This window comes from Kaistia defluvii (assembly GCF_026343955.1).
In the GTDB taxonomy this organism is placed as follows: Bacteria; Pseudomonadota; Alphaproteobacteria; order Rhizobiales; family Kaistiaceae; genus Kaistia; species Kaistia defluvii.
Genome location: NZ_JAPKNI010000003.1, coordinates 483,665 through 503,458, shown reverse-complemented (window position 1 = coordinate 503,458; position 19,794 = coordinate 483,665). Strand labels below are relative to the sequence as shown.

Here is a 19,794-nt window from a genome sequence, read left to right as displayed (position 1 = left end):
GTAACGGCGGATTGCGGCCGAAGCGCGACGGGCCCCAGGCCACATCGGGCCGCCTATTCCCGGTGATAGGGGTGGCCGGAAAGGATCGTCATCGAACGGTAGACCTGCTCGGCCAACAGCAGGCGGACGATCTGGTGCGGCCAGGTCATGGCGCCGAAGGCGAGCTTGAGGTCCGCGCGCTTGCGGATGGCGTCGCCATGGCCGTCCGGACCGCCAATGGCGAAGACGAGGTCGCGGATGCCCTGGTCGCGCCAGTCGCCGACGCGCTTGGCGAAGGCCGGGCTTGACGGCGTCTCGCCGCGCTCGTCGAGCGCGACCAGAATGGCGCCGTCGGGGAGGGCGGAAAGCAGCGTCGCCGCTTCCTGGGCCATGCGCTCGTCGGGCCGCTGGGCGCGGCTCTCGACGAATTCGCGGACGGAAAGGGTCAGGCCGAGACTGCGCCCGGCCTGCGAGGCCCTGTCGATATAGCGCTCGATGAGCGCGCGGTCGGGGCCGGCTTTCAGCCGACCCACGGCGGCGATCAGGATGCGCATCGAACGGCCTTAGCTGCCGGGTTGTTCCCGGGCAGGGGTCGGCGCCGAAAGCGACTCGTCCGCCGACCACATCTTTTCGAGATTGTAGAAGGAACGGACTTCGGGCCGGAAGATGTGGACGATGACATCGCCCGCATCCAGCAGAACCCAATCGCAATGGGGCACGCCTTCGACGCGCGCGACGCGTCCGCCGGCCAGGGTCAGGTCGCGGCTGATATGCTCCGCGATCGAACTGACATGGCGCTGAGACCGGCCCGTGGCAACGACCATGAAGTCGGCCAAGGCGGATTTGCCGGCGATGTCGATGGAAACAATATCCTCAGCCTTCGAATCTTCGAGGGTGGTGAGGATCGCTTTGAGAGCTTCGTCCGCCGCAATCTGCCGGCTAACGGCCACTCGGTGAGGCGCGCGTTGGATGGCGTCCTCAGGCTGCATTGCCGTCGTCAGTGGTCAGTCCTTTCGCCATTGGCGCGCTGGGCCTTCACTCTGGCCAGGAGCGATACGCTCCGCGCGATGGAAATCGTGCAAAAAAGCACATAGGCACGACGCTGTGGCGCTTTCAAGACGCGGCGGCGCTCTTAATGCGTTTGGCGCGCAGTTCCGTCGAAGAAAGCGCGATTCGGGGCCCGTGCAGGTAGATCCAGGCCGGCGTCGGTCGCGTCGGCAGCCGGGCCGCGTCGATTTCGCGGAGCCGGCGCCGGCGGAGCGCGAAGGCGGCGGGGGCGGCGGTGGCGGTGAAGGTGCTGCCGGGGCGGTCATAGACGGCGATCGGCATCAGCCGGGCGATCCGGCGCCAGTCGCGCCAGCGATGGAACTGGCGCAGATTGTCGCCGCCCATCAGCCAGACCAGTTCGACGCCCGGCAGCCGCCGCGACAGGATCGCCAGCGTGTCGGCGGTGAAGCGGGTCTTCAGCGTCGCCTCGATGGCGGTGACGTGGATCCGGGGATGGCGCGCCATGGCGCGCGCCGCCGCGACACGGCGGCCGAGCTGTTCCGGGGCATGGTCCTTGAGCGGATTGCCCGGCGTCACCAGCCACCAGACGGCGTCGAGCTTCAGCCGACGCAGCGCCATCACGCTGACGGTCAGGTGACCCTGGTGCGGCGGATCGAACGAGCCGCCGAACAGACCGATGCGCTGGCCGGGTGCCGCGAAAGGCAGCTTCAGGGCCGAACGCAGCGCCGGGTCCACCATCACGGTCTGGATCTCGGCCTCGCCGAGGCTCACGGCCGCGTCTGCCCGGTGCCGTTGACGCGGTACTTGAACGAGGTCAGCTGCTCGAGCCCGACAGGCCCGCGCGCATGCATCCGGCCGGTGGCGATGCCGATCTCGCCGCCAAAGCCAAACTCGCCGCCATCGGCGAACTGGGTCGAGGCATTGTGCACGACAATGGCGGAATCGACCTCGGCCAGGAAACGGGCCGCGACCGCCTCGTCCTCGGTGATGATGCCGTCGGTGTGGTGCGAGCTGTAGGTCTCGACATGGTCGATCGCCTCGTCGACGCCATCGACGACTTTCACCGAGATAATCGCGTCGAGATATTCGGTCGACCAGTCCTGCTCGGTTGCAGGCGTCGCGGCCGGGAAGCGCGCGCAGACTTCGGCATCGCCCCGGATGGCGCAGCCGGCCGCGACGAGGGCGTCGAGGATCGGCACCAGATGGGTGTCGAGGATGGCGCGGTCGATCAGCATCGTCTCGGTCGCGCCGCAGACGCCGGTACGGCGCATCTTGCCGTTGACCAGCAGCGTCTTCGCCATGCCGAGATCGGCCTTGGCGTGGACATAGACATGCACGATCGCCTCGAGATGGGCGAAGACGGGCACGCGCGCTTCTTCCTGCACGCGCGCGACCAGGCTCTTGCCACCGCGCGGCACGATCACGTCGATCGCGCCGTCGAGGCCGGACAGCATGGCGCCGACGGCGGCGCGGTCGCGGGTCGGCACGATCTGGATCGCGTCGGCCGGGAGGCCGGCCGCGACCAGGCCCTCGACCAGCGCCGCATGGATGGCGGCGGAGGAATGGAACGAGTCCGAGCCGCCGCGCAGGATCACGACATTGCCGGCCTTGAGGCAGAGCGCGCCGGCATCGGCGGTCACATTGGGACGGCTCTCATAGATGACGCCGATGACGCCGAGCGGCGTGCGGACGCGCTCGAGATGCAGGCCGTTCGGCCGGTCCCAGGCGGAAATCACCGTGCCGACCGGATCGGGCAGGGTCGCGATCTCGTCGATCGCCGCGGCGATGCCCTCGACGCGGGCAGGGGTCAGCGTCAGCCTGTCGAGGAAGGACGCCGCGGCGCCTTCCGTCTTCATGCCGGCGACATCGCGGCCATTGGCTTCGAGGATCGTTTCCGCACGAGCGCGGATGGCGGCGGCCATCGCCTTTAGCGCCGCGTTCTTGGCGTCGGTCGAGGCCAGCGCCATGCGCCGGGCGGCGGCGCGGGCGCGGCGGCCAATATCGAGCATCACGGCTTCAACCGTCTCGGCCTGGTTGCCATTCGTCGTTTCGCGGAGGAGGGAGCTTGTCATGATGATCTTCCTATTCGCCGCGAAGCGCCATGTCGTCGCGATGGACCATGGCGGCCCGGCCGGCAAAGCCGAGAATCGTTTCGATTTCCTTGGTGTTGCGGCCGGCGATGCGCTCGGCGTCGGCCGCGTCATAGGCGACCAGGCCGCGCGCGATCTCCTCGCCATTCGGCCCCTGCACGATGATCGCGTCGCCGCGCTGGAACCGGCCCTCGATGCGCCGGACGCCCGCCGGCAGCAGGCTCTTGCCCGAGCGCAGCGCCTTGACCGCGCCCTCGTCGATCACCAGCACGCCACGGGTCTCCAGATGGCCCGAGATCCACTTCTTTCGCGCGGTGACGGGGTTCAGTTCCGGCAGGAACCAGGTCGCCTTGGCGCCGTCCGAAACCCGCTTCAGCGGGTTCTGCGGCTTGCCGAGCGCGATCAGCATGGCGGCGCCCGCGACGGTGGCGATCTTGGCCGCCTCGACCTTGGTCTTCATGCCGCCGCGCGAGAATTCCGAGCCTGCGCCGCCGGCCATCGCCTCGATCTCGGCGGTGATGCGCTCGACCACGGGAATGAAGGTGGCGCCGGGGTCGGAATGCGGCGGGGCGGTATAGAGCCCGTCAATATCGGAGAGCAGCACCAGCAGGTCCGCGCCCATCATCGAGGCGACGCGGGCGGCGAGGCGGTCATTGTCGCCATAGCGGATCTCGCTGGTGGCCACCGTGTCGTTCTCGTTGATCACGGGAATGGCGCCGAGTTTCAGCAGCGTGCCGATGGTCGAGCGGGCGTTCAGATAGCGCCGCCGTTCCTCGGTATCGCCCAGCGTCAGCAGGATCTGGCCGGCGGTGCGGCCATGGCGGCCGAGCATTTCGGAATAGGCGCGCGCCAGCGCGATCTGCCCGACGGCGGCGGCGGCCTGGCTTTCCTCCAGCTTCAGCGCGCCCTTGGGCAGGCCGAGAACGCCGCGCCCGAGCGCGATGGCGCCGGACGAGACGAGCAGGATCTCGCGGCCGCCGGCGGCGAGCTGCGCCACGTCGTCGACGAGGCCGGCCAGCCAGTCCTCGCGCAAACGGCCTGTGGCGCGATCGACCAGCAGCGCCGAACCGATCTTGATGACGATGCGGCGGAAATTCTCCGGCTTGAGCTTCACCGCGATGTCGGCGGTCTGTTCCACGATCAGGCTCATGGTGTCTGTGCTCTTCGATCCGATGGGGCGGCGCCCCGTTGCAAGGCTCAGGAGGGAGGCCGGCGGGCAGAGGTCCGCCGGCATAGTCTCATGAGCTTCACGGTCGCCAGGGTTCGCCCTTGGCGCTCGGATGCATGTTCGGGTCTTCCAGCTTGCCTTCGTCGATGATGCGGCCGATCGCCCGAAGGGCCGCCTCGACGCCGACGCGGGTGGCGGCGGAGAGAACCAGCGGCGTATGTCCGCAGGCCTTGGCCAGCTGCTTCTTGCGCTTTTCGAGCTCTTCCTCGGGAATGGCGTCGGCCTTCGACAGCGCGACCACTTCGCGCTTGTCGGCCAGCACGTCGCCATAGGCGTCGAGTTCGCCGCGCACGACGCGATAGGCCTCGGCCGGATCCTCCTGCGAGCCGTCGACGAGATGCAGTAGCACGCGGCAGCGCTCGACATGGCCAAGGAAACGGACGCCGAGGCCGACACCCTCATGCGCGCCCTCGATCAGGCCGGGAATGTCGGCCATGACGAATTCGCGGCCGTCGCTGCGCACGACGCCGAGATTGGGATGCAGCGTGGTGAAGGGATAATCGGCGATCTTCGGCTTGGCGGCGGTGACGGCGGCCAGGAAGGTCGACTTGCCGGCATTGGGCAGGCCGACAAGGCCGGCATCGGCGATCAGCTTCAGCCGCAGCCAGATCCAGCGCTCCAGGCCCTCGAGGCCGGGATTGGCGCGGCGGGGCGCCTGGTTGGTCGAGGTCTTGAAATGGGCATTGCCGAAGCCGCCATTGCCGCCCCGGGCCAACTGCACGCGCTGGCCGACATGGGTCATGTCGGCGATCAGCGTTTCACCATCCTCGTCATAGATCTGCGTGCCGACGGGCAGCTTCAGGGTGACGTCGTCGCCCTTGCCGCCGGCAAGGTTGCGGCCCATGCCGTGCACGCCGACCTTGGCCTTGAAATGCTGCTGGTAGCGATAGTCGATCAGCGTGTTGAGACCATCGACGCACTCGGCCCAGACGTCGCCGCCCCGGCCGCCGTCGCCGCCATCCGGGCCGCCGAACTCGATGAACTTTTCCCGACGAAACGACACGCAGCCTGCGCCGCCGTCGCCGGAGCGGATGTAGACCTTGGCTTCGTCGAGAAATTTCATTTTTTCAACTCGTAGTGACGCGCGCGCGTCAGGGCTGTGTCGATATGCGCAAGATCGCGGCCAAGCGCAAGGTTATGCTGGATCGAGCGACCGACGATCTCGAAACCGAGCCGCTTCTGGATGGCGAGCGAGCGCTCATTGCCCTCGAACACGCCGGACTGGATCGTCGTGACGTCGGGATCGGCGAAGGTGTCGTCGACCAGGGCCGCAACGGCCTCGCTCATATAGCGCTTGCCCCAATGGGCCTGCGCCAGCCAGTAGCCGAGCACAGGCTCCGGGCCGGCGTCGCGCAGCGAGATCAGTCCGATCATGCCGTCGCGATCGATGGCGTAGACCAGTTCGGCGCTGACCGGACGCTGCGCCCGTTCCCAGGCGAGGAAGCGCTCGGCTTCCTCCTGGGTATAGGGATAGGGAACGCGCGCCAGCCACCGGGTCACCTCGAAATCGTCGAGGCCGGCGACGATGGCCGCGACATCGCCGGGCCGCAGCGGGCGCAGCAGCAGGTTGGCGGTCCGGATCGTCTTCTCAGGCAGCATCGCTCGTATCGTCATCATCGCTCGCCCTCCTCCTGCAAGGGGCGGGGCCACAGGAAGGTCGCGGCGCCGTCGCCACGGGTCGGTCGACCCCAGGCCTTCAGGCTCTGCCACACGCGGCGTTCGAGCACGAAATGCTCGACCGGAACCGAACCGCGCGCCGACAGCGAGCGCACCATGCCGGTATCGCGGAACTGGAAGCCGCACTTTTCCGCCACGCGGCGGGCCGGGCCGTTCGTCACCCGCACCGCGCACCACAGCCGCTCGACCCCGCCTGCGCCAAAGGCATGGTCGATCGTCGCATGCGCGATCTCGGTGCCGAAACCCTGGCCCCAGAACCGCTCCGCCACCCAGAAGGACAGATCATGACCGTCGGGACGCGTCGCGCTCGGGCGGTGGAAACTGGCGCCGAGCAGGCTGCCATCGCCCTGCGACACGGCAATATGCGCGTGGCCGAAGGCCGAATTGCGGCCCTGCAGGATCCAGGCCTCCGCATCGGCGCGGCGATAGGGATGCGGCACGCTGACGAGGTTCATCGCCACGCGCGGGTTGTCGATCGCCGCGGCGAGAACCGCCGCATCTTCCGTCCTGGGCCGACGCAGCGCGAGCCGCGCGGTCAGGACGGTCCGTTCTTCGTCGTCGAGCGTATCTTCCGAATCCTGGTCCCGCATTGGTGCCTCCCGGTCGGGCCAAAAGAAAAGGGGAGATGGTGTCCCATCTCCCCTGTCTTCTGACCATCACGGTCGGCCGGGTCGATGCGACACCGGCGTTCCCGAATGAAAGCCGGTTATTCTGCAGCCTCCAGCGCCGCCGGGGCGACGACGGAGACGTAGGTGCGGCCATTGGCTTTGCGACGGAAGGATACGAATCCCTCCTCGGTAGCGAAGATCGTGTGATCCTTGCCGAGGCCAACGCCGGTGCCCGGATGCCACTGCGTCCCGCGCTGGCGCAGGATGATGTTGCCCGAGATGACGGCTTCGCCGCCGAACTTCTTGACGCCGAGGCGTCGACCCGCGGAATCGCGACCGTTGCGCGAGGAACCGCCTGCCTTTTTGTGTGCCATGATCGAACTCCCGATCCGTTGTTAGGGGCGCGCTGGAAAGCGCGGCTCAGCGATCTTCGCCAGACTTCAGCTCTGCCTGGTCGATCTTGGCGCGCGGCGGCTTGCCGGCGAGAAGCTCAGAGGCCTGCTGGACCCATTCTTCGCGAACAACCCGGCCACGCAGGGCGAGCTCTTCATCATGCTTGGCGATGTCGGCATCGGTCCAGGCAGCAATCTGCTCCCAGGAGGTGATGCCGGCGGCGCGCAGCTTCTTCTCGATGGTCGGGCCGATGCCCGAGATCAGCGAGAGGTTGGAGCTGTCGAGCCCGCCGCTGACGAGAGCGGCCGGAGCCGTGTCGGTCGCGGGTGCTGCAGCCTTGGCAACCTTGGCCTTGGGGGCCTTCTTGCCGGACGCCTTGGCGCCATTGGTCAGGATCTCGGTGATCCGGACAATGGTCAGGTGCTGGCGATGGCCGCGGCTGCGCTTCGAATTCTGACGGCGGCGCTTCTTGAAGACCAGGATCTTGCGCGTGCGCATCTGGTCGATGATCTCGGCCGAGACCGAGGCGCCTTCGACGAAGGGGGCACCGATGGTGACACCGGCTTCGCCGCCGACGAGAAGAATCTCGCCGAAGGTAACCATATCGCCGGGCGCTCCTTCGAGCAGCTCGACTTCCAGTTCGTCATTGGCGGCAACCGAGTACTGCTTGCCACCCGTTTTGATGACTGCGAACATTGTTCTATCCAGTTGTTCAGCGTGACCTCGAAGGGTCCGCTTCTTCAGTCAGGGTTCATTGAAATGGAAATGGCGCAGCCGAGAGCCACGCCGCCATTCCGGGCGCACTTATAGGGACGAGCCCCCATCTGTCAAGCGAAACCGGCCGGCCCGGACTCCCAAAAGCCAGTCCCGCCAAGGCCTCGCGCCCCTGCGACGGCGGCGCGCTGGAGGGGAGGAAAGCACGGCCGGCGCGGAAGCAGCTCGCGGTGTAAGGGGAGCAATGATCCACAAGCCGTGGGAAAGGTGGCGAAGGGTCTTGTCATCCCCCGCCGACCCATGTATCAGGCCAATCGCGCTGACAGCGCCACCGCGGAGAGGTGGCAGAGTGGTCGATTGCACCGCACTCGAAATGCGGCATACTCGCAAGGGTATCGGGAGTTCGAATCTCCCCCTCTCCGCCATTTGACTTCATGATATTGTTGGGATTTTAGTCGCTCACCCGATGGGTTGGGCGGTGGTTCTTGCTTGCCTGGCACGCCGGGCCCGCGAGGGCGACACCCGACGCACTGTGCCGATCATCGCGGACGCGGCTGGACGGCGGCCGGTAGACGGGGGCTCGCGACGCTGCTTCCATCCAGCTCGCCGTCAGGGCAGACGAGCGGTCCATGGTGGCCCCGACAGGGTCTCAGGCTGGAGGCGCGAGCGGCGCGCCGGTCGCGCCTCGCCGCCGCTCCATCACAGCAGCAGCTTGCGAAGCGCCGCGTCGCAGCGGTCCAGCTGCTCGATCGAGACATATTCATCCGGCTTGTGCGCCATGTCGATCGAGCCGGGGCCGCAGACGACGGTCGGCACGCCGAGATCGCGCTGGAACAGTCCGGCCTCGGTGCCATAGGCGACCTTGCCGTGGCCATTGTGGCCGACGACATTCTTCAGCCGCGTGACGAGCGGATGCGATGGGTCGATCGCCAGGGCGGGATAATCGTAGATCTGTTCGAAGGTGATGTCCGCCCGCGGCGCGCGGCCACGCATTTCCGGCAGCAGGTCCGTCTCGGCGAAATCCCGGATGCGGGCGAGGATCGTGTCCGGATCGACCTCGATCAGGTTGCGATACTCGAAGGTGAACGAGCAGGCGTTCGGCACGATGTTGACGGCGGTGCCGCCGGAGATCAGGCCCGTCGAGATCGTGGTGTGGACGAGGTCGTATTCCGCGTCGATCGGGCCGGCTTCCAGTTCGCGGGCGAGGCCGCGGATATGGACGATCAGCTCGGCCGCGTATTCGATCGCGTTGACCGCGCGCGGGGCGAGACTCGAATGCGCCTCCTGGCCGGTGACGTGGCAGCGATAGCCGCGCCCCCCCTTGTGGCCGATGACGACCTGCATGTTGGTCGGCTCGCCGACCAGGCAGGCGGCGGGCGCTTCGCCGCGCTCCTTCAGGATGGCGATCATCTCGCGCACGCCGGTGCAGCCGACCTCCTCGTCGTAGGAAAGCGCGATGTGGACGGGGCGCTGCGGTCTTGCCGCGACCAGCTCCGGCACGATCGCCAGGGCGGCGGCGTCGAAGCCCTTCATGTCGCAGGCGCCGCGGCCATAGAGGCGACCCTCGCGCTCGGTCAGCGTGAAGGGATCGCTCGACCAAGCCTGCCCCTCGACCGGAACGCAGTCGGTATGGCCCGACAGGATGATGCCGCCGGGGCCGACCGGGCCGATGGTCGCCCACAGGCTGGCCTTGGCGCCGTCCGCCGACGGGAAGACCTCGGCGGTCACGCCATGGCCGGCCAGATAGGACCGGACATGCTCGATCAAGGCGAGGTTGGAGCGGGCGCTGGTCGTGTCGAAGCCGACGAGATCGGCGAGGATCTCGCGGGTGGTCTGGGTCTTGGTCATGCTCTTCACTGTTCAGGCTGCGTCCGGATGATCACGCGCCGCCGCTGCCGCCGGGTCGATAGGGCGGCGGCGTCATCAGCATGGCGGTGACGGGAGCGGGGATGCCGCCGATCGGGTCCTCGCGCGAGGGCATGCCGTCGATGAAGGGCAGCAGCTGGTGCTTGGCCACCTCGAACACGCGGCGAAGCTCGGCGACCGGGTTGCGGTGCTCGTCGACGCGGATGTCGAGCCAGGCGAAGGCTTCCTTCTTGAACACCTTGAGCGCCGCCGACTGCTTGCCGCGCTTGTCGCCGCCGGCGGCCTGGCCCGCCTCCAGCACCAGCATCAGCCGTTCGTGCAGGTCGAAACCGGCGCTGCGGGTAGCGGCTTCCGCCATGGCGTCGATGGTGGCGGCCCCGACCAGCATGTTGCCCTGCACGGTGAAGCCGTCGCCCTCGATATGACCGGCCCAGTCGACGCAGGAACTACCGGTATGGGCGGCCGTGCGGCCCTGATTGTCGACGATGCCGACCTGGCGATCGGCCTGGCCGGGATCCTCGGCGATCAGCTTGGCGAGCGCTTCCGGCGCCGACAGGCCTTCGCGCAGCAGCTTCAGCCCGTCGATGCCGAGATAGGGGTTCACCCACGACTGGGTGGCGATGGCGCCGACGCCGGCATCGGCGAAGATGCAGATGCCGCCGACCGCCGGCACCGCCGTCGAGACGGCGACGCCGAGCATGCCGGTGCGCGGGCAGCGGGCGGAGACGGAGAAGGTGTTCAGCTCGATCATGATCCGGATTCCAGTTCAACGGGCGCGCGGAAGCGGCGGAAGGGGTCGGGGACGGCGTCGATCAGCGCCCTCGTATAGTCGCTCTCGGGAGCGGTGAAGACGCGCTCGGCCGTGCCGATCTCGATCAGCTTGCCATGGCGCATCACGGCGACGCGATCGCTGACCTCGCGGATCACCGCCAGATTATGGCTGACGAAGACGGAGGTCAGGCCCAGCTCGTCCTTGATCTCGCGGAAGAGCTTCAGGACCTGCGCCTGCACCGAGACGTCGAGGGCCGAGGTCGGCTCATCGGCGAGCACGACGGCGGGCCGCATGATGACGGCGCGCGCGATGGCGACCCGCTGGCGCTGGCCGCCGGAAAGCTGATGCGGATAGCGCGAGACGGTCGTTGCCGGCAGGCCGACCCGCTCCAGCGTCTCGCCGATCCGTCTGGCGCGCGAGGCGCGGTCGCCGATGCCGTGGACCTCGAGCGGCGCGGCGAGGATCGCGCCGATGCTCTGGCGCGGGTTGAACGAGGAGGCGGGGTCCTGGAACACCGCCTGCATCTGGCGGCGCGCCTGCTTGAGATCGCGACCGGATGCCGCCCAGACGTCGCGCCCGTCCAGCGTGATGGAGCCGGCGCTCGGACGTATCAGCCGCAGGATCATCCGGAGCAGGGTCGACTTGCCGGAGCCCGATTCGCCGACGATGCCGAGTGTTTCGCCGCGCGCCACCGACAGCGTCACGTCGTCGACCGCGTTGACCCCGCGCAGGAAGGATTTCGTCACGCCGGCGATCTGGATGACGGTGTCGCTCATATCGCCGCCTCCCTCGGAAACAGCGTCGGCGTCGAGGCCAGCAGCATCTTCGTGTAGTCGTCCCGTGGATCCATGAAGATGCGCTCGACCGAGCCCTGTTCGACGATCCTGCCGCGATACATCACATAGACCCAGTCGCAGAGCTCGGCGACGACGCCGAGATCGTGGGTGATGAAGAGGATCGACGTCGCCTCGCGGTCGCGGATTTCCTTCAGGAGCTTCAGCACCTGCGCCTGCACCGTCACGTCGAGCGCCGTGGTCGGCTCGTCGGCGATGATCAGTTCCGGCTCGAGCGCCAGCCCCATGGCGATCATGGCGCGCTGCTGCATGCCGCCGGAAAAGCCGTGCGGATAGTCCTCGACCCGCCGTTCCGGTTCCCGCACATGCACGGCCCTGAGCAGATCCACCGCGCGGGAAACGGCTGCCTTGAAGGACAGGTTCCGGTGCAGCACCAGCGGCTCGCCGACCTGGCGGCCAATGCGCATGGTCGGGTTCAGCGCCCGCATGGCGTCCTGCGGGATGAACGACAGGCGGTCGCCGCGGAGCTTGCGCATGTCGGCTGGCGACAGGTCGAGGATGCGGCGCTGGCCGAGCTCGATCGAACCGGAGACGACGGCGCGCTTTGGCAGCATGCGCAGCGTCGAGAGCGCCGTCATCGTCTTGCCGGAGCCGGATTCACCGATGACGCCGACGATCTCGCCGGGCCAGACATCGAGCGAGACGCCGTCCACCGCGCGGAACGCGCCGTCGCGCTTCGGAAAATCGACCGTCAGGTCGCGGATCGAAAGGGTGGGGCGCCCGTCTTGCAGGGCGCGGGAGCGGATGTCCATCTCGGTCACTCCCTCATATGCGGATCGGTGACGTCGCGCAGGCCGTCGCCGAGCAGGTTGAAGCCGAGCACGCAGATGAACATCGCCATGCCGGGCACGATCGAGAGCCACGGCGCCTGGGCCATGAAGCCGCGGCCGGTGCTCAGCATGTTGCCCCAGGAGGGATCCGGCGGCTGCGCGCCGAGGCCGAGGAAGGAAAGGGCGGATTCGAGCAGCACCGCATAGGCGAAGGCGACCGCCGCCTCGACCATCAGCGGCGCCGTGATGTTCGGGAGGATCTCGCGGAAGATGATGCGGATATCGCTCATGCCGATCGAGCGCGCCGCCTCGATATATTGCTGGCGCAGCACGGCCTGCGTCGAGGCGCGGGCGAGCCGCGAGAAGCCCGGGATGAAGACGATGCCGATGGCGATCATCGCGTTGAGCACGCTGGTGCCCAGGCTCGCCATCAGCACGACGGCGAGCAGGATGGCCGGGAAGGAGAACAGCAGGTCCATCGCCCGCATCAGCGCCTGCTCGACGAGGCCTCCGAAATAGGCGGCCGTCATTCCGATCAGCGTGCCTCCGACCAGGCCGACGGTGACGGCGAGCAGCGCCACCTGCATCGAGATGCGGGCGGCGTAGATGGCCCGCGAGAGCACGTCGCGGCCAAGCTCGTCCGTGCCGAGCCAATGGGCGGCGCTCGGCCCCTGCAGCATCTTGGCGACGTCGAGATCGAACGGCGAATAGGGGGCGACCCAGGGCGCGAAGATCGCGGCGAAGAGAACGATCCCGACCAGAAGCCCGCCGAGAAGCACCAGCCGCCAGCGGCGGAAATCGAAGCCTGCTGCGGTTGCCATCAGGCGTTCCTCGCCTTGACCTGACGCGGGTCGAGCAGGCTGGCGATCAGGTCGACCACCAGGTTCAGCGTCAGGACGAACAGGGTGATGGCGAGCGCGCCGGCGAGCAGTACCGGATAGTCGCGGTTGATGATGCCGACCAGCACGAAGGAACCGACGCCCGGCAGCAGGAAGATGTCCTCGATGACCACGACGCTGCCAAACAGGAAGCCGAATTCGACGGCGGCGACGTTCAGATAGGGGATGAAGGCGTTGCGCATCGAATGGCGGAACACGATGGTCCGGCTGCTGGCGCCCTTGGCCTCGGCGGTGCGGACATAGTCGGTCGACAGCACTTCGAGCATCGAGGCGCGCATGATGCGGATCAGCAGCGCCGACGAGACGACGCCGAGCGACAGGGCCGGCATGATCATCTGCTTGAGGTTCATCATCGGGTTGGCGGTGAAGGGCGTGAAGCCGCCGGGCGGCAGCCAGCGCAGGGTCAGCGTGAAGACGAGCACGAGCAGCGTCGCCAGCCAGAAATTCGGGATCGCGCCCAGAATGGTCGCGAGGAAGGTGATCGAGCGATCGGCGCCCTTCTGGTGCCGCCGCGCCGCCCAGGCGCCGAGCGGGATGGCGATGAGATTGGCAATGATGAAGGCGAAGGTCGCAAGCTCCAGCGTCACCGGCAGGCGCTTCAGAAGCTCCGGACCGACGGCGACGCCGTTCTGGAACGAGGTGCCGAAATCCCCCTGAAGGATGCGGCCGAGCCATTCCGCATATTGGACGAGCAGCGGCCGGTCGAGGCCATGCTGGGCCTCGAAGCGCTGGATCGCCTGCGCGGTGGCATGAATGCCCAGCGCGGACTTCGCGGCGGATCCGGGAAGCACGTTGATCGTGACGAACAGCACGACGGATGCCGCGAACAGGGTCAGCACGAAGCCGGCGAGCCTGGTCAGAACAAGCCTGATCATGGAAGGGGGCGACCTGAGAAGAGAGACGAGGGCCGCCGGTCGGATCGGAGCCGACCGGCGGGCTTCAGAGGATCAGGGCGCCAGCCAGGCGTCCTTGATGGTCTTGAGGAAGCCGGTGCGCATCGGCTTGTAGTTCTTCAACTGGTCGGTATGCGCGGTCAGGATCAAGGCATTGACCAGCGGCACGATCGGCATTTCCTCGAGCGACAGCTCCTGCTGGCGCTTGTAGGAGGCCTTGCGGGCTTCCACGGTCGTGCCGGACTTCGCCTCGTCGAGGATTTTCGTCATCGCGTCCGAGCAGCTTTTCTGGACGTTGATGCCGGTGTTGCACGAATAGTTGCTGGTGACGAAGTCATCGGGATCAGCCAGCGGGCTGACCCAGTACATCGCCGTCATGTCGAACTTGCTCGGACCCCAGACCTCGTCCCAGTAGCGCGGGATTTCCATGGTCGAGATCGTGGCCTTGATGCCGACGGCGGCGAGGTTCGCCTGGATGATCGGCGCCATCGCGACCATGGCCGGGAAGGACGAGGCCATGGTGAGCGAGGTCTCGAAGCCGTCCGGGAAGCCGGCCTCGGCCAGCAGCGCCTTCGCCTTTTCGGGATTGGCGGCGGGCGTGAATTCCTTCAGGTCGGCATAGGCCCAGTTCCACGCCGGGATCACGCCGCCGAGGATCGGCGTCGCCTGGCCGAAGAAGGTGCCGGCGGTGATCGCCTGGCGGTCGATCGCATGCGCGATGGCCTGGCGGACCTTGGGATTGTCGAGCGGCGGCGTGGTGTTGTTCGGCAGCAGCCAGTAGTAGCGCGAACCTTCCAGCGACTGGCCGGTGAGGCCGGGGGTCGCCGAAATCGTCGCCCAGTCCTTGGCCGGGATCTCGTTCGAGAAATTCACCGTGCCCGAGATCAGCGCGTTGGTCAGCGCCGTGACGTCGGCGATGAGATGCATCTCGATCGCGTCGAAATACGGCTTGCCCGCTTCGTAGAAGTCGGCGTTGCGCTCGAAATTGACCATCGAGCGGGGCGTGTAGGAGACGAACTTGAACGGGCCGCTGCCGACCGGCTGCGAGTTCAGGTCATGGCCGCTTTCGGAGAGCTTCTTCGGCACGATCGAGGAGCCCGGGAAGGCCATGTAGATCAGGAACGGGCCGGTCGGCTTGGTCAGGTTGAAGCGGACCGTCAACGGATCGACGACGTCGATCGAGGCGATCGTCTCGACCTGCGAGGCGTAGGAATAGCCGCTGTCGGGCGCGCGCAGGCGGTCGAAGGTGAACTTGACGTCTTCCGCGGTGAGGGGGTCGCCATTGTGGAACTTGACCCCCTCGCGCAGCTTGAAGGTGTAGGTCTTGCCATCGTCGGAGACCTCGTAGCCGGTCGCGAGGTCGGGATAGGGCTTCGCGTCGGGATCGAGCGACATCAGCGTCGAATAGACCTGCTCGATCACCACATGCGACATGCCGCTCGGACCGCGCGCCGGATCGAAGCCGGCCGGATCGGCCGAGAAGGCCAGCTTCAGCACGCCGCCGCGAACCGGCTCGTCCGCGAACGCCGGGGCCATGCCGAGCGGCAGGCCGACCGCCATCACGGCAGCCGCCGCGACACTTGCCTTCAGAATGAAACGACGGCTTACCGTCGAGCGCCGATGGTGTGTCATGTTGGATCGATCTCCCTGCAATCGAACACTGTCCGCGCGGCGATATGCCAATCGCGGATTGGCTCCCGCGCCCCCTCGGCACGGTCGACCAAAAGTTGAATACACTTGAATGTCAGGAAAGTCATCTCGTGGGTCAAGCGCAAATACCGGTCATGCCCAGCCAGCTTTCTAGGCAATCAGGCGCTGTTTTCGGCTCGCCGGTTGCGCTACAAGGGCATTCAACTGCCGCCAAGAATGTAAGCTCGTCAATGCGTGAATTGGAAAAGGTCATGGGTGTCGAGGACGCGGCGGAGACGCCGTCGCTCGGCGCGCAGCTGCGCCATCTTCGCCGGCTCAAGGGATTGCGCCTGAAGGACCTCGCGCTCGAGCTCGGCTGCTCGGAAAGCATGCTTTCCAAGGTCGAAAACGACCGTGCCGATCCGTCGCTGCATCTGCTGCACCGTCTGGCAGAGGCGCTCGGAACGCCGGTGCAGGCGCTGTTCAGCGACACGCCCAAGGCGCCGTTGACCGTCTATCGGAACGGCGAACGTCCCGTGCTCGCGCTCGAGCGGCGCGGCTCGGGCCCGCCGCTTGCGAGCTTCGAGCGGATGATCCCCTATGCCGAGGGCCGGACCCTCAACGCCAATGTGCATGTGGTGCCGCCGGGCGGCGGCTCCAACGGCATCCTGCGCCATGTCGGCGAAGAGGTCGGCTATGTCGTCGAGGGCACGATCGAGCTGGTCGTTGACGGCCATGCGGTGGTGATCGGTGCGGGCAGCTCGTTCTTCTTCCAGTCGTCGCTGCCGCACAGCTACAGCAATATCGGCACGGTGGTGGCGCGCATCGTCTGGGTCAACTCGCCGCCCTATTGATCGCGGCGACGAGTTTGGTCCGCAGCACCGTCTGCGCCGCGCAGACGCTGCCGTCATCCGATCCGGCGCGGAATTGTCGAGAGTCGCGATCACGGCGTAGCGAGCTGATCTCCCGGCCGGCGAAACCGGGTGGGCGGCCTCACCGGCGCTCGAGCGGCCCAGAACTGCCTCGGACAATCAATTGGTGCGAAACGAGCTTTTGCTCGATTTCGGCGTCTTCCTCGATCAACTGCTTGAGATAGAGGATCGAGACCTCCGCCATCTCGCGACGCGGCAAGCGGACCGTCGTCAACGGCGGATCAAAGACCTGCGAGAAGGGGAGGTCGTCGAAACCGGCGATGGCGATGTCCTGCGGAATGCGAATTCCGGCGCTTTTCAGTTCCGTCATCAGCCCGTATGCGGATTCGTCATTGGCGCAGAAAACGGCGTCCGGCAATGGTCCTGCGGCGAGCAGGCTGCGGGCAACGGCGCGGCCATCCTCCAGCTTGAAGCCGCCGGGGTGCAGCAATCCCGGTTCCGCCACGAGACCGGCCTCGGCCATGGCGCGCCGCCAGCCCTCGCGACGCAGGCGGGATACCAGCTCGATCGGGGGGCCTTGCAGATGCGCGATGCGTCTGTGGCCATTGGCAATCAGGTGTCGAACCACATCGGCGGCTGCGGCGGTTTCATCGATCTGGACAGAAGCAATGCCGCTGTGAATCTCCGTCGGACTGAGGGTCCGGACGACGGGCAGCCGCTCGCCAAGTTCCAGACGTTCGGAAATCCGGCTCGGACAATAGCTCGACGTCAGCAGGATACCGTCTATGCCGCCGGTGAAGAGCTCGTCGGCCAGCCGATCCGGGCGCTCCAGGTCGTTGCCGGTGTGGCCGATCATCAGCCCGTAGCCGAGTTCGAAAGCAGCCTTGTCGAGGTTCTTCAGCAGGTCGGAATAGTTCTGGTTGGCAAGGTCGGGGATGAGAACCAGCAGGATGGCGCTTCGCTGCAGGCGCAGCGAGCGGGCATGCCGGTTGATCTTGTAGCCGGCCTGGCGTGCAGCATTTTCGACCCGGATCCGTGTCTCCTCGCTGATCGGGGGCAGGCCGGCAAGCGAACGGCTGACGGTCGACGCCGACACGCCGGCAAGCCGCGCGATATCGGCCATCGTCGGCGGTCGCAGGCGTGACGTCTCCCGCACCGGAGCGGTGCCTTTTCCAGGTTTCCTGGACATGTCGCCAGCCAATTCCCATCGTCCCCGGAATCTTCGCGGCGCCGGCCGCGATTGTCCAATCGGCAAGGTAGCATGAAAGCCGAGCTGGCCAGGAAGGCTCCGGCAGCCAAGGTCTCCCGCAGGCTGTGACACGATTTGTTGCCCCGCACAATCGATTGCGTCTTGCGCGCAATCGATTGCATGCTACCAATTGCGCATTCGATTGCGCTGACCGTTTCCGGTCACGGCGCCAAAGCTAGCTCGGGGGAGGAGCCGCCCGGGCTCCGGAGGACGACGATGAACACGCCTGCACGCCATGCCGGCGCGACGGGTCTTGTTGCGCCCCTTCCAACACCAACCCCGCTTCCGCCTGCCGAGCCGACGGCGCGCCGATCGCTTCCCCATGCACGGACATGAAACCCATGGACATCACTCCCATTCTGTCGATCCAGCTCTATTCGCTGCGCAAGCTCGGCTCGGTCGAGAACCAGCTCGATGCCGCTGCAGCGGCCGGCTTCCGTCTCGTCGAGACGATTGGCAGCCAGCTTGCGGACCCGAAGGGTCTCAGGGCGGCGCTGGACAGCCGGGGCCTCATCGCCCCGACGGGCCATATCGGCATCGGCGATCTCCGGTCCGACCTGCCGCGCATCGTCGACGCGGCGCAGCAGGTTGGGATCAGCCAGCTCTATATGCCGGCCTATCCGCCCGAAGAGCGCGGCACTACCGCGGCCAGCTGGTCGAAGGCGGGCGAGGAACTCGGTCGTATCGCCGAGACGCTGAGCGGACAGTCGATCGGCCTTGGCTACCACAACCACCACTGGGAACTTCAGGTGCTGGACGATGGTCGCCGGGCGCTCGAGAGCTTCTTCGCCGGAGCGGAGGGATCACCGCTTTCCTGGCAGGCGGACATCGCCTGGCTTGCCCGCGGTGGTGTCGACCCGGTCGAATGGCTGCGGCGCTATCGCGCCATCCTGACTTCGGCGCATGTGAAGGACCAGGCGCCGGCGGGCATCGAGATCGATGACGGATGGACCGATGTCGGCGCCGGCATCCTCGACTGGCCGCGCCTCTTCGCCGCCGCGCGGGAAAATGGCGCCAACATCATGACCGTCGAGCACGACAATCCAAGCGATCCCTCCGGATTTGCGGCGCGGAGCCACGCCTATCTCGTCGCCATGACGAAATAGGCCGGACCCACGAAGCCAAAAGCAGGATCGGGGCTCGGGACGACCCGAGCCCGCATGGCCATCAATGAATCGGATAGCGAACGTGGAAAAGCTGAAGGTTGGTTTGATCGGGCTTGGAACCGTCGGGCAGGTCGTGCACCTGCCGGTTCTTGCCGGGTTGAAGGATAAGTTCGAGGTTGTGGCCGTCTGCGACGTGTCCGCGAAGCTGACGCATCGTGTCGCCGACACCTTTCAGGTTCCGGGTCGCTACACCGACCACAAGGCGATGCTGGCGGCAGAGAGACTCGATATTGTCGCCGTCATCAACTCGGACGAATACCATGCCGATTGCGCGATCGACGCCTTGGAGGCCGGCGCGCATGTCCTGATCGAGAAGCCCGTCTGCCTGTCGCTGGAGGACCTCGACCGCGTGATCGCCGCGCGCGACGCCGCCGGCAAGGTCGCATTTGTCGGCTATATGCGCCGCTACGCCGGAGCCTTCACGGCGATGCGCGAGCGTCTCGCCGCGGCGCCCTCGATCCTGCATGTATCCGTCCGGGACATCATTGGCCCCAATGCCTATTTCATCGACCAGACCTCCGTGGTCGAGACAGGCGATGACATTGCGCCGGAGTTGGTCTCCGAGCGGCAGCAACGCGCGAGCGCGCAGGTGACGGCGGCGCTCGGCCAGGTCTCGCCCGACGCCGTATCCGCCTATCGCCTCCTCTGCGGCCTCGGCAGCCATGATCTCTCGGCCCTGCGCGGGCTCGTCGGCGCGCCGAAGCGCGTGATCGGCGCCGGCAAGAAGAGTGGCGGCCGCTATGTCACGGCGATCCTGGACTACGGGACCTTCATGGCGACGTTCGAGATGGGCCTGGACCAGGTGGGCCGGTTCGACGCCTTCATCGAGGTGTTCACCGGTGGCGAGAGGCTGCGGATCGACTACGACACGCCGTTCATTCGCCACTTGCCGACGCTGCTCACGGTCACCTCCACGAAGGGGGACGATCTCTCGGTTGCGGTGGAGCGGCCGAGCTATCGCGACCCCTACACAAGCGAGTGGCTTTGCTTCCATGACGCGATCACGGCCGGCGCGCCGGTCGATACGACGCTCGAGGATTCGGCAGAAGACCTGAAGCTCTTCGCCGAGATCGTCGCCGCCTTCGCCGACTAGTTTCGGACGGTCGCGGCCAAGGCAGCATGAATCG

The 19,794-nt window shown here is 66.8% G+C and carries 21 protein-coding genes and 1 tRNA gene; 4 read left to right on the top strand and 18 right to left on the bottom strand.

Annotated features, from left to right (window positions below; genetic code table 11):
* Window positions 1-53 precede the first annotated feature (53 nt).
* The 10 genes from rlmH to OSH10_RS10370 form a co-directional block, all read right to left on the bottom strand.
* Window positions 54-533, bottom strand: coding sequence for a 23S rRNA (pseudouridine(1915)-N(3))-methyltransferase RlmH (rlmH, locus tag OSH10_RS10415; RefSeq protein ID WP_266331636.1), 480 nt, complete (start codon window positions 531-533; stop codon window positions 54-56).
* 9 nt (window positions 534-542) lie between these two features.
* The gene (rsfS, locus tag OSH10_RS10410; protein WP_266331634.1) at window positions 543-968 is read right to left on the bottom strand and encodes a ribosome silencing factor; all 426 of its coding nucleotides are present in this window, start codon (window positions 966-968) and stop codon (window positions 543-545) included.
* 124 nt (window positions 969-1,092) lie between these two features.
* The gene (locus tag OSH10_RS10405) at window positions 1,093-1,725 is read right to left on the bottom strand and encodes a nicotinate-nucleotide adenylyltransferase (RefSeq protein WP_407660705.1); all 633 of its coding nucleotides are present in this window, start codon (window positions 1,723-1,725) and stop codon (window positions 1,093-1,095) included.
* 29 nt (window positions 1,726-1,754) lie between these two features.
* Window positions 1,755-3,059, bottom strand: a complete 1,305-nt coding sequence (locus OSH10_RS10400) for a glutamate-5-semialdehyde dehydrogenase (protein WP_266331632.1) — start codon at window positions 3,057-3,059, stop codon at window positions 1,755-1,757.
* Between the two features lie 10 nt (window positions 3,060-3,069).
* On the bottom strand, window positions 3,070-4,227 hold the full coding sequence (gene proB, locus OSH10_RS10395; protein WP_266331630.1) for a glutamate 5-kinase: 1,158 nt from the start codon (window positions 4,225-4,227) through the stop codon (window positions 3,070-3,072).
* 97 nt (window positions 4,228-4,324) lie between these two features.
* Entirely contained in the window at window positions 4,325-5,368 is a 1,044-nt protein-coding gene (obgE, locus tag OSH10_RS10390) for a GTPase ObgE (RefSeq protein ID WP_266331628.1), read from the bottom strand.
* Window positions 5,365-5,922: a GNAT family N-acetyltransferase gene (locus OSH10_RS10385; RefSeq protein ID WP_266331627.1), complete on the bottom strand. Its 558-nt coding sequence runs from the start codon at window positions 5,920-5,922 to the stop codon at window positions 5,365-5,367. Before OSH10_RS10385 ends, obgE begins: the two co-directional genes overlap by 4 nt.
* Complete coding sequence (locus OSH10_RS10380; RefSeq protein WP_266331626.1) at window positions 5,919-6,572, bottom strand: GNAT family N-acetyltransferase; 654 nt, start codon at window positions 6,570-6,572, stop codon at window positions 5,919-5,921. The genes OSH10_RS10385 and OSH10_RS10380 overlap by 4 nt, the downstream gene beginning before the upstream one ends.
* A gap of 116 nt (window positions 6,573-6,688) precedes the next feature.
* The gene (rpmA, locus tag OSH10_RS10375; RefSeq protein WP_266331625.1) at window positions 6,689-6,964 is read right to left on the bottom strand and encodes a 50S ribosomal protein L27; all 276 of its coding nucleotides are present in this window, start codon (window positions 6,962-6,964) and stop codon (window positions 6,689-6,691) included.
* A 46-nt stretch (window positions 6,965-7,010) separates the two neighbouring features.
* Window positions 7,011-7,679, bottom strand: coding sequence for a 50S ribosomal protein L21 (locus OSH10_RS10370; RefSeq protein WP_266331624.1), 669 nt, complete (start codon window positions 7,677-7,679; stop codon window positions 7,011-7,013).
* A gap of 353 nt (window positions 7,680-8,032) precedes the next feature.
* Between OSH10_RS10370 and OSH10_RS10365 the strand changes: the two genes are divergently transcribed.
* A tRNA-Ser gene (locus tag OSH10_RS10365) sits at window positions 8,033-8,122 on the top strand.
* Window positions 8,123-8,396: 274 nt separating this feature from the next.
* Here OSH10_RS10365 and argE read toward each other — a convergent pair.
* From argE to OSH10_RS10330, 7 genes are all read right to left on the bottom strand, one after another.
* A complete protein-coding gene (gene argE / locus OSH10_RS10360) occupies window positions 8,397-9,545 on the bottom strand; it encodes an acetylornithine deacetylase (protein WP_266331623.1) in 1,149 nt (382 codons plus the stop codon).
* A gap of 31 nt (window positions 9,546-9,576) precedes the next feature.
* Entirely contained in the window at window positions 9,577-10,314 is a 738-nt protein-coding gene (locus tag OSH10_RS10355) for a DUF1028 domain-containing protein (protein WP_266331622.1), read from the bottom strand.
* On the bottom strand, window positions 10,311-11,111 hold the full coding sequence (locus OSH10_RS10350; RefSeq protein WP_266331620.1) for an ATP-binding cassette domain-containing protein: 801 nt from the start codon (window positions 11,109-11,111) through the stop codon (window positions 10,311-10,313). The genes OSH10_RS10355 and OSH10_RS10350 overlap by 4 nt, the downstream gene beginning before the upstream one ends.
* On the bottom strand, window positions 11,108-11,941 hold the full coding sequence (locus OSH10_RS10345) for an ABC transporter ATP-binding protein (RefSeq protein ID WP_266331618.1): 834 nt from the start codon (window positions 11,939-11,941) through the stop codon (window positions 11,108-11,110). The genes OSH10_RS10350 and OSH10_RS10345 overlap by 4 nt, the downstream gene beginning before the upstream one ends.
* Before the next feature lie 5 nt (window positions 11,942-11,946).
* Window positions 11,947-12,780: an ABC transporter permease gene (locus OSH10_RS10340; RefSeq protein ID WP_266331617.1), complete on the bottom strand. Its 834-nt coding sequence runs from the start codon at window positions 12,778-12,780 to the stop codon at window positions 11,947-11,949.
* The gene (locus OSH10_RS10335) at window positions 12,780-13,733 is read right to left on the bottom strand and encodes an ABC transporter permease (protein WP_266331616.1); all 954 of its coding nucleotides are present in this window, start codon (window positions 13,731-13,733) and stop codon (window positions 12,780-12,782) included. The genes OSH10_RS10340 and OSH10_RS10335 overlap by 1 nt, the downstream gene beginning before the upstream one ends.
* A gap of 72 nt (window positions 13,734-13,805) precedes the next feature.
* Complete coding sequence (locus tag OSH10_RS10330; RefSeq protein WP_266331615.1) at window positions 13,806-15,383, bottom strand: ABC transporter substrate-binding protein; 1,578 nt, start codon at window positions 15,381-15,383, stop codon at window positions 13,806-13,808.
* 248 nt (window positions 15,384-15,631) lie between these two features.
* Here OSH10_RS10330 and OSH10_RS10325 point away from each other — a divergent pair, with 248 nt between their 5' ends.
* Entirely contained in the window at window positions 15,632-16,234 is a 603-nt protein-coding gene (locus OSH10_RS10325) for a helix-turn-helix domain-containing protein (RefSeq protein WP_266331614.1), read from the top strand.
* 139 nt (window positions 16,235-16,373) lie between these two features.
* Here the strand turns inward: OSH10_RS10325 and OSH10_RS10320 are convergent, their stop codons facing one another.
* Window positions 16,374-17,375 (bottom strand): LacI family DNA-binding transcriptional regulator, encoded by a 1,002-nt coding sequence (locus tag OSH10_RS10320; protein ID WP_266331613.1) that lies wholly within the window; start codon window positions 17,373-17,375, stop codon window positions 16,374-16,376.
* Window positions 17,376-17,842: 467 nt separating this feature from the next.
* Between OSH10_RS10320 and OSH10_RS10315 the strand changes: the two genes are divergently transcribed.
* Together OSH10_RS10315 and OSH10_RS10310 are read left to right on the top strand one after the other, a co-directional pair.
* Window positions 17,843-18,607: a sugar phosphate isomerase/epimerase family protein gene (locus tag OSH10_RS10315; RefSeq protein WP_266331612.1), complete on the top strand. Its 765-nt coding sequence runs from the start codon at window positions 17,843-17,845 to the stop codon at window positions 18,605-18,607.
* A gap of 82 nt (window positions 18,608-18,689) precedes the next feature.
* Entirely contained in the window at window positions 18,690-19,760 is a 1,071-nt protein-coding gene (locus OSH10_RS10310) for a Gfo/Idh/MocA family protein (protein WP_266331611.1), read from the top strand.
* Window positions 19,761-19,794: the final 34 nt, after the last annotated feature.

Coding starts and splice junctions, on each gene's coding strand:
- OSH10_RS10340 (WP_266331617.1), bottom strand. CDS start 12,780: ATGGCAACCGCAGCAGGCTTCGATTTCCGCCGCTGGCGGCTGGTGCTT.
- obgE (WP_266331628.1), bottom strand. CDS start 5,368: ATGAAATTTCTCGACGAAGCCAAGGTCTACATCCGCTCCGGCGACGGC.
- OSH10_RS10350 (WP_266331620.1), bottom strand. CDS start 11,111: ATGAGCGACACCGTCATCCAGATCGCCGGCGTGACGAAATCCTTCCTG.
- OSH10_RS10405 (WP_407660705.1), bottom strand. CDS start 1,725: ATGGTGGACCCGGCGCTGCGTTCGGCCCTGAAGCTGCCTTTCGCGGCA.
- proB (WP_266331630.1), bottom strand. CDS start 4,227: ATGAGCCTGATCGTGGAACAGACCGCCGACATCGCGGTGAAGCTCAAG.
- OSH10_RS10325 (WP_266331614.1), top strand. CDS start 15,632: ATGCGTGAATTGGAAAAGGTCATGGGTGTCGAGGACGCGGCGGAGACG.
- OSH10_RS10330 (WP_266331615.1), bottom strand. CDS start 15,383: ATGACACACCATCGGCGCTCGACGGTAAGCCGTCGTTTCATTCTGAAG.
- OSH10_RS10400 (WP_266331632.1), bottom strand. CDS start 3,059: ATGACAAGCTCCCTCCTCCGCGAAACGACGAATGGCAACCAGGCCGAG.
- OSH10_RS10345 (WP_266331618.1), bottom strand. CDS start 11,941: ATGGACATCCGCTCCCGCGCCCTGCAAGACGGGCGCCCCACCCTTTCG.
- OSH10_RS10335 (WP_266331616.1), bottom strand. CDS start 13,733: ATGATCAGGCTTGTTCTGACCAGGCTCGCCGGCTTCGTGCTGACCCTG.
- rlmH (WP_266331636.1), bottom strand. CDS start 533: ATGCGCATCCTGATCGCCGCCGTGGGTCGGCTGAAAGCCGGCCCCGAC.
- OSH10_RS10370 (WP_266331624.1), bottom strand. CDS start 7,679: ATGTTCGCAGTCATCAAAACGGGTGGCAAGCAGTACTCGGTTGCCGCC.
- OSH10_RS10320 (WP_266331613.1), bottom strand. CDS start 17,375: ATGGCCGATATCGCGCGGCTTGCCGGCGTGTCGGCGTCGACCGTCAGC.
- rpmA (WP_266331625.1), bottom strand. CDS start 6,964: ATGGCACACAAAAAGGCAGGCGGTTCCTCGCGCAACGGTCGCGATTCC.
- OSH10_RS10315 (WP_266331612.1), top strand. CDS start 17,843: ATGGACATCACTCCCATTCTGTCGATCCAGCTCTATTCGCTGCGCAAG.
- rsfS (WP_266331634.1), bottom strand. CDS start 968: ATGCAGCCTGAGGACGCCATCCAACGCGCGCCTCACCGAGTGGCCGTT.
- OSH10_RS10385 (WP_266331627.1), bottom strand. CDS start 5,922: ATGATGACGATACGAGCGATGCTGCCTGAGAAGACGATCCGGACCGCC.
- argE (WP_266331623.1), bottom strand. CDS start 9,545: ATGACCAAGACCCAGACCACCCGCGAGATCCTCGCCGATCTCGTCGGC.
- OSH10_RS10355 (WP_266331622.1), bottom strand. CDS start 10,314: ATGATCGAGCTGAACACCTTCTCCGTCTCCGCCCGCTGCCCGCGCACC.
- OSH10_RS10380 (WP_266331626.1), bottom strand. CDS start 6,572: ATGCGGGACCAGGATTCGGAAGATACGCTCGACGACGAAGAACGGACC.